We start from the raw sequence: 6,000 nt of genomic DNA, 5'->3' as shown, positions 1-6,000 counted from the left end.
GCGGGGCGTCAGAGTTAATTCCCCGTTACGCTTTCTATTCAAATGCCCAGGGAAGTGAGTTCGGTCCCTTAAAATTTGATGATTATTGTCATCGCAGGAAAGACAGTGCTGCGAGAACGGCCATGAAGGTTTCAAACCAGGTTCAAATCGACAGTGTCCACAGCCGCGCAATCTGCGACGAGATTGGGGAGCGGCTACGCACCATCCTGCGCCCCACAGCGACCGGCTTGCCCGCCCGACTTCAAATTCTCATCAGGTTGCCTTGGTCTTCTTAGCCGAAACAAGCGGCAAGCCGCTACTAATTCTGATTCAATACCCAATTGCTTCCGACCCCAAATGATCGTGCAAGATGTCTGATATCCTAATTCGCAAGCTCTTGTCATCGTGGAAACAAGGCCGAGAATTTCGCTCGGCAGCGTCACATCACCGTCGTAAAAAACTGGTGCCGCATGCAAGCCAGACAGATCTCAACCGTGAGTTCGCCAATACAGGCCAAAAAAGCGCAGGATGGCTCTTCATCGCGCTGATGGTTCTCGCCGTTATTGATTATTTCTGTTTGCGGACGGGTTTGGCTTAGTGTGCGCGGCTACTTCTTCACGAGCCGCGCGACCCGCCGGTGATCATGTGACCAGATTTCTAAGGCTTGCACGGCCATGTGGCCCTTATGGCCGCATCGGCTAATTCCGCAAAACTTTCGTGCATTCTCGCTGGTTGGGCGTCGATGTACTGCACGACGGCTCTTACCGCTTGCGCCCGCGTGACGGAAGTTGGGATGCATGCATCGCCTGAGTTGAAGATTATTCCGTAGACCAAACCCATGCAAAATCCCTGGTCAAAAGGGTCATTACTGGCAGTCGGTAATAGGGCTAACCGGCACCCGGGCATGACAGTGTTCGCTGCATTATAATGGTTGCGAAAGGATGAGTTACCGCTGCAGACCGGGCCGAAGAATACCTGACATAATAGATCGGCCTCGCTACTCCAACCAGTGCCCGTTGGCGAAGACAATGCCGTATCCGCCCGTTCGATCTGGGAAATAGAACCGGGTGGACGCCGGCGCCGGAAGGCCCATCGTTCTGGCAGGCGATCAAGACGAGGTTCAAGTAGATCAGGAGAGCCGCCTCGGCCCTTTCCTGTAGTATAGCGTTTTCCGATTCTGGCCCACGAGGACGACTTCGTTCGATCAGCCCTTCATTGGCGAGCTGGTGTAATTTTGTCTTGATCGACAGCCGCGCAAAGCGCCCGATGGTCGTGGCAAAAACGGCCCGGGGCTGGCTGTGCTGGGGCCGCCCATTCCAACCGCAACGCCGAAAAAAGCGCCAGCGGCGACCAAAGCTAACGCTACTTGGTTGAATCGTTCCTAGCTACTTTGGAGTACCTCCGCAGCCGTTTCGTAAACTAGCCGGCCGGTTGGAACGCTGGGCCGGGAGAGGAGTTTGAATTTTCATTCTACGTGGTGTTTTTATCGTGGGGCAAAATTGTGAGTGACGTGCAAGAATTCAATAGACTGGTCGTCGGCGCTCGCTTCAAGATCAGTGAACTCGGAGCCACTCGATTGCGATCGCTGGCCGGCAAGACGGGGATCGTGGTCGAGGTTTTTCGAAGCAATACAGGCGTCACCGTGCTGTTCGATGGTGCCAAAAGACCAACTTGCCTGCACAGGGATTTTATCACCCCAATTTCGCGTAATACATCGGCATCGGCGCCGGGCCGAACAACTCGACGAGATAGCTCCGCCGGCCCTAGCTCAGAGTCACCACCCCCATTGTAATCAAAGCGTCACAGACGTGCGGCAGGCTTAGCCCGCCGGGATTTAAAGACCCGGCCGGGGAAATGCCGATGCCGCCAGAGCGAATATACTCCGCTCTGGCCGGCGTTGTTGCGGTGAGACGGAATTGGACCCCTCGTCAAGGGACGACAAATGATTGATCAACAGTTGGCTCGCTTGCATACGCATCGCAGCAATATTCAACGCTATCGCAACCTATTGCAGACCAGTCTGACAGACCTTGAGCGACAGTTTGTCCAAAGGCGCCTGAGCGAAGAGCAATCCAATCTGGAGAGGGTGGTCACTTCCCTTCCCAACGGGGTGAAGGGCGCCCCGCCTCCTCTGGCTTAGCGAAGCGGTGATAGCGGACCGCTACATGAACATGAGATGGCCTTACGCGAAGACCATAAAGCCAAGGAACGCCACCAAGACGGCCAGGCAGATCATCCCGAGTGGGAAGTACAGGGTGCTGCGATCCATGGCGTGCCCGGCTAAGTTTCATTTAGCGTCTATTTCCGCACCAGCCGCGCGACCCGCCGGGGGTCGTGAGACCAAATCTCAATGGTCGGGTGGTCTTCAAGATATTGGCGCTAAAGAAAAGGCCCCCAGCCCTCGGGGGAGAGGGACTGGGGCCGGGTCGGCTAGAGATTAGATAGCCTCATGCGTCTCGGGGAAGATCACATGCGGTCCAAGTCGGGGCCAGCGGTATCGTTCCTATAAGCGGCCTGATTTGCTTTCATTAACTTTTCCGAGGTGGTCGATATTGATCACTATGTCGGCTCCCGGACATGCCAGATTATCCCGATCACCGCTCGGCTTTCGGCTTCCATCGATGACTGAGAGTGTGTTGCGCTCCCGCCCGACCAAAAGGGATGCACATCACTTGCCCCAACCTCATGCCCGTCCTGAACCGTCGCTGATCCCAATTGGGCGGCCCCGCTATCCCCGATGTTCCAAACGAATGATGCTGACCATGATCAGCCCAGCGTCAGAGAGCGATGACAGCCGGACCTTTGAGTGCGCTAATTGCAATCACACGATGACGCGCACCGGCGCGCGCGATCCGATGTCGGATAAGTCGGGCTGGCAATAAAGCCCCGGAGTGAGTGTATGCGGCGCCGCCTTGTGAGCCCCAGCACGACACTTGAAGAACACCTGATCGATTTGGCTCGACGGGTTCTGGTAGGAAGTCCACGCAAGCAAGGAAGCGTGCACAGAGTTGGCGATCTCGGCGGGAGTGGGAACAAAAAAATCCCACGGTACTTGAAACACACAGTGTTTGCTCAGTAGGAGGACATGATGCCGATGATGCTGCTCTGGGCTGCCCCTGCCGTGATGTTCAGCGGGTGTAGGTTATTATTTGATAGCGGTCGCGGATCTCGTGGATGACGCGGTTGCCTTTTCGACCCCCGTGGCGCCAACGTCGCGTCGGCGTCCCCAGCTTACGGTGATTCAGGGCGGCAAATACTAGGCCCCGATCGGTTCAAGACTAGTTAGAAACGGGCCCCGCCAGCATATTCGGGAACGTTGGAGTGCCCAGGATGTTGGCTGTCCAATGAATGTCTCAAATCATCTTTGGAGTGCGCAAATGACTAAACGCAAAGCAACAACGGCGTCAAAGCCCACCCGCAGACTGAAAATAGCCGCCAAGGCCCAACGAGCCAATTCGGCTGTTATTAGAAGCCCAAAACCCAGCCGCGTGCGCTCGGTTGCGACCGACCCCATTAAATCGTCTCCCAAGGGTCATAACGATCCGAAACAAGAGGCAGCCATTATTGAGCGTCCGGCGATGGCATTGCAGGAAAAGACAATGAGCGAGCCGGAATTAAGGAAGGGGTTTGACTTGTCGTCAGCCACGGCAACAGCGCGGGCTTATCAAGCAAAGCTGTTGGAAATGGCACAAGCCAACCTGCAATTTGCGCTTGAATTCGGACCGAGGCTTGCGTCGGTCAGGTCGCCCGTTCAATTACTCCGCGTCATAGAAGAGCTCACAAAAGAGCGGATCGCAATGTTCCGCAAGTACTCGAATGAAATGGTGCAACTAAGTATGAAACGATGAAGTCTTTTATACGAGCAGCCCCTTCTTTGCGGACAGATATGTAGAGGTCGGCGGATGTTCAAATTGATGATGTTGGCAGTCGAAGCAAATCGCGTAATCGCGCTGCGAACGATGAAGCTGATGCGCGGCGGCAGGTCTGGCCGGCGCGAAGCTAAACTAATGGTCAGCGAAAAGATACTTGCGGCTTCCGAAGCCGCGGTTAGTCTGATGGTCGGCACATCAAGTGATGAAATAATTCAGAGATACCGGCACCATGTTGCCCGAAATGCGAAACGGCTGGGTGGCCTCAAAACGGGCCAAAACCGAGTGACTAAGGGAACGCGACGCCGACGGAAATAGCATCTGGGCTGTTCATGTCATTCGCTGCTCGAGCGTAGGCATTGATCGTTTCGCCGTTTCGTCCAATGGACGCCGCTGATCAGATGAAGCAACCCGCGCGGCTCGAACCGGCTCGCTGTGCCTGCCATGTTTTACCGCATTCTTATTGCCGGGCTGGCCGCGGCGTTTTCTGACTGGCATTCGTTTTCCATTATTTCTCATAACCTGCGCCGTCTAGGACGGCATCCCCGGTTAAAAGGCACCCATCTTCAAGGACTGGAGGCGCCCTCGGCCTTCTGCATCCCGAACAAAATTATACAGGTTTATGATGACTTCACTGCACGACGCCGTAAGGGCGTCCGGACTCAGCTTGTTGAAGTTGGCCAAGGGCATTATTGAATGGGGTCCAGCGGAGCGATCACGACCGGCGTGCTTTCTCTGTTGTAGACCGCGAGGCACATTCCTTTGAGCTTCAGCTCCGGCATCGCGGTCAGCATCTCGCGCGCCACCCGGGCCGCGAACGACGGAACCTCCTGCTCGTCCAGCAGGATTTCGTCGGATGGCGACTCGTAATCGGTGAGGTCCGTGACGCTGTAGGAAAATATCTGCATGGGGGCAGAACGGCCCGCGCACAGTGGCGTTCCTATTTGCTGGCTGCGGAACAAAAAAAAGGCCCGCCGAAGCGGTGCCTTTGGTGTTGTTGGTGCCTTGAAGCACGTCTCTGCCGCGCCGGTCGTACTCGCGCTCGTAGATCCAATAAGGAGTTGGTCGGAGAGTACGACCGCCTCGTAGGAACAAGCATGTTCATTCCGGTCTAACGGCAGGCGACCATCACGGCTCGCACTTTGAGTATACTCTCTGGGATCGATCATGCCACCGTTGCAGTTGACGGGCATGCCCAAATCCCTCAGTACCGGTCGTAACTCTGCCAGGAAAAAACTTATCCAGATCGCCCGTACTGGACTTAGAAATTCGACAAATTCGACAAGAGCAAGAAGAATCGAAAGTGAGAGTGGTGCATAACATTGAAAAAAAGCCGGACGTACGGGACCAAACCATAGGTCCGGCTTGCGACGACCCACCAGGGTCGATACGACGACCCACCAGCTTCGATGCTTTACTTGTCGCTGTTGAGCACTTCGCGAGCCTTATCCTTGATGCCGCCGACGGTATTTTGCACCTTGCCCTCAGCCTTGTCTGCAGTTCCTTCGGCTTCGGTCTTACTATCGCCCGTCACCTTACCGACGGTTTTTTTGATTGTGCCCTTTGCCTGTTTTGCGGCACCTTCAATGCGGTCTTTATCCATGATCACTCTCCTTTGTGAGCAGATGTAACGAAGCGAGAGCGCCTCGAGTTGCTTGACGATTTGGTGACTAGTGTTCCGTTTGAAAACCGGTAATGACGCCCTGCTGATTGTCGCTAGACGATGAGCCTAGATGAATCGGTAATGATCGACCGACAGCGCGTAGAGATTAAACGGCTGAGTCATGAGGCTGACGTGCCGGATAAAGCCGGTGAAACGCTTTCGCCGGATGTGGCGCAGGAATATTGATGATTTGACGAAGCAGATTTGGGAACGGAATTAGCAGGCATCATTTATTGGGCGGCGCTACAGGAAGGGTGGGATGCACCGAGTAGCTCACCGTCTTCCTTGCACCGAATTTGTAGGCGATATGGGAGCCGTTCGAAGAAAACAACAGAAAAAAGCGAGGAAGGAGTGTCTCACGCTGTTCGACTGCGCAGCTGGGCGGCTTCAGAACGTTCACTATTGGCGGATCCCAAGGTCAGCGCTCTGCATCGATCGCCGAGCTCGGACTTCCCGCACCCTCGGCCTGCACTTAATTCCGAAAAAAAA

6 protein-coding genes and 1 pseudogene are annotated in these 6,000 nt (G+C 55.1%); 4 read left to right on the top strand and 3 right to left on the bottom strand.

Features of this window, described 5'->3' with window-relative positions:
• Together JQ597_RS34395 and JQ597_RS34390 are read left to right on the top strand one after the other, a co-directional pair.
• Positions 1-275: pseudogene (locus tag JQ597_RS34395) on the top strand (hypothetical protein); the annotation flags it as partial.
• Between the two features lie 74 nt (positions 276-349).
• Complete coding sequence (locus tag JQ597_RS34390; RefSeq protein WP_212269845.1) at positions 350-577, top strand: hypothetical protein; 228 nt, start codon at positions 350-352, stop codon at positions 575-577.
• Positions 578-636: 59 nt separating this feature from the next.
• On the opposite strand, the gene JQ597_RS38575 is transcribed toward JQ597_RS34390, so the two are convergent.
• Positions 637-885, bottom strand: coding sequence for a Rap1a/Tai family immunity protein (locus JQ597_RS38575; RefSeq protein ID WP_502754786.1), 249 nt, complete (start codon positions 883-885; stop codon positions 637-639).
• A gap of 2,471 nt (positions 886-3,356) precedes the next feature.
• Between JQ597_RS38575 and JQ597_RS34385 the strand changes: the two genes are divergently transcribed.
• Positions 3,357-3,827 carry a Phasin protein gene (locus JQ597_RS34385; RefSeq protein WP_212269844.1) on the top strand — a complete coding sequence of 157 codons (471 nt, stop codon included), beginning with the start codon at positions 3,357-3,359 and terminating at the stop codon, positions 3,825-3,827.
• Positions 3,828-4,292: 465 nt separating this feature from the next.
• The gene (locus JQ597_RS34380; RefSeq protein ID WP_212269843.1) at positions 4,293-4,544 is read left to right on the top strand and encodes a hypothetical protein; all 252 of its coding nucleotides are present in this window, start codon (positions 4,293-4,295) and stop codon (positions 4,542-4,544) included.
• On the opposite strand, the gene JQ597_RS34375 is transcribed toward JQ597_RS34380, so the two are convergent.
• Both JQ597_RS34375 and JQ597_RS34370 read right to left on the bottom strand, forming a co-directional pair.
• Positions 4,538-5,041, bottom strand: a complete 504-nt coding sequence (locus tag JQ597_RS34375; RefSeq protein WP_212269842.1) for a hypothetical protein — start codon at positions 5,039-5,041, stop codon at positions 4,538-4,540. The two genes, JQ597_RS34380 and JQ597_RS34375, sit on opposite strands and share 7 nt — an antisense overlap.
• Before the next feature lie 221 nt (positions 5,042-5,262).
• On the bottom strand, positions 5,263-5,451 hold the full coding sequence (locus tag JQ597_RS34370; RefSeq protein WP_212269841.1) for a CsbD family protein: 189 nt from the start codon (positions 5,449-5,451) through the stop codon (positions 5,263-5,265).
• Between the last annotated feature and the right edge of the window lie 549 nt (positions 5,452-6,000).

Origin of the sequence: Bradyrhizobium sp. AUGA SZCCT0177 (assembly GCF_018130125.1) — a bacterium.
Lineage (GTDB): Bacteria > Pseudomonadota > Alphaproteobacteria > Rhizobiales > Xanthobacteraceae > Bradyrhizobium.
The sequence above is the reverse complement of the archived record's forward strand: the minus strand, read 5'-3'. Positions and strand labels throughout refer to the sequence as shown.

What these genes read in the sequence shown, in the direction of transcription:
- JQ597_RS34390 (WP_212269845.1), top strand. Translation starts at nt 350, where the DNA reads ATGTCTGATATCCTAATTCGCAAGCTCTTGTCATCGTGGAAACAAGGC.
- JQ597_RS38575 (WP_502754786.1), bottom strand. Translation starts at nt 885, where the DNA reads ATGCCCGGGTGCCGGTTAGCCCTATTACCGACTGCCAGTAATGACCCT.
- JQ597_RS34385 (WP_212269844.1), top strand. Translation starts at nt 3,357, where the DNA reads ATGACTAAACGCAAAGCAACAACGGCGTCAAAGCCCACCCGCAGACTG.
- JQ597_RS34380 (WP_212269843.1), top strand. Translation starts at nt 4,293, where the DNA reads ATGTTTTACCGCATTCTTATTGCCGGGCTGGCCGCGGCGTTTTCTGAC.
- JQ597_RS34375 (WP_212269842.1), bottom strand. Translation starts at nt 5,041, where the DNA reads ATGCCCGTCAACTGCAACGGTGGCATGATCGATCCCAGAGAGTATACT.
- JQ597_RS34370 (WP_212269841.1), bottom strand. Translation starts at nt 5,451, where the DNA reads ATGGATAAAGACCGCATTGAAGGTGCCGCAAAACAGGCAAAGGGCACA.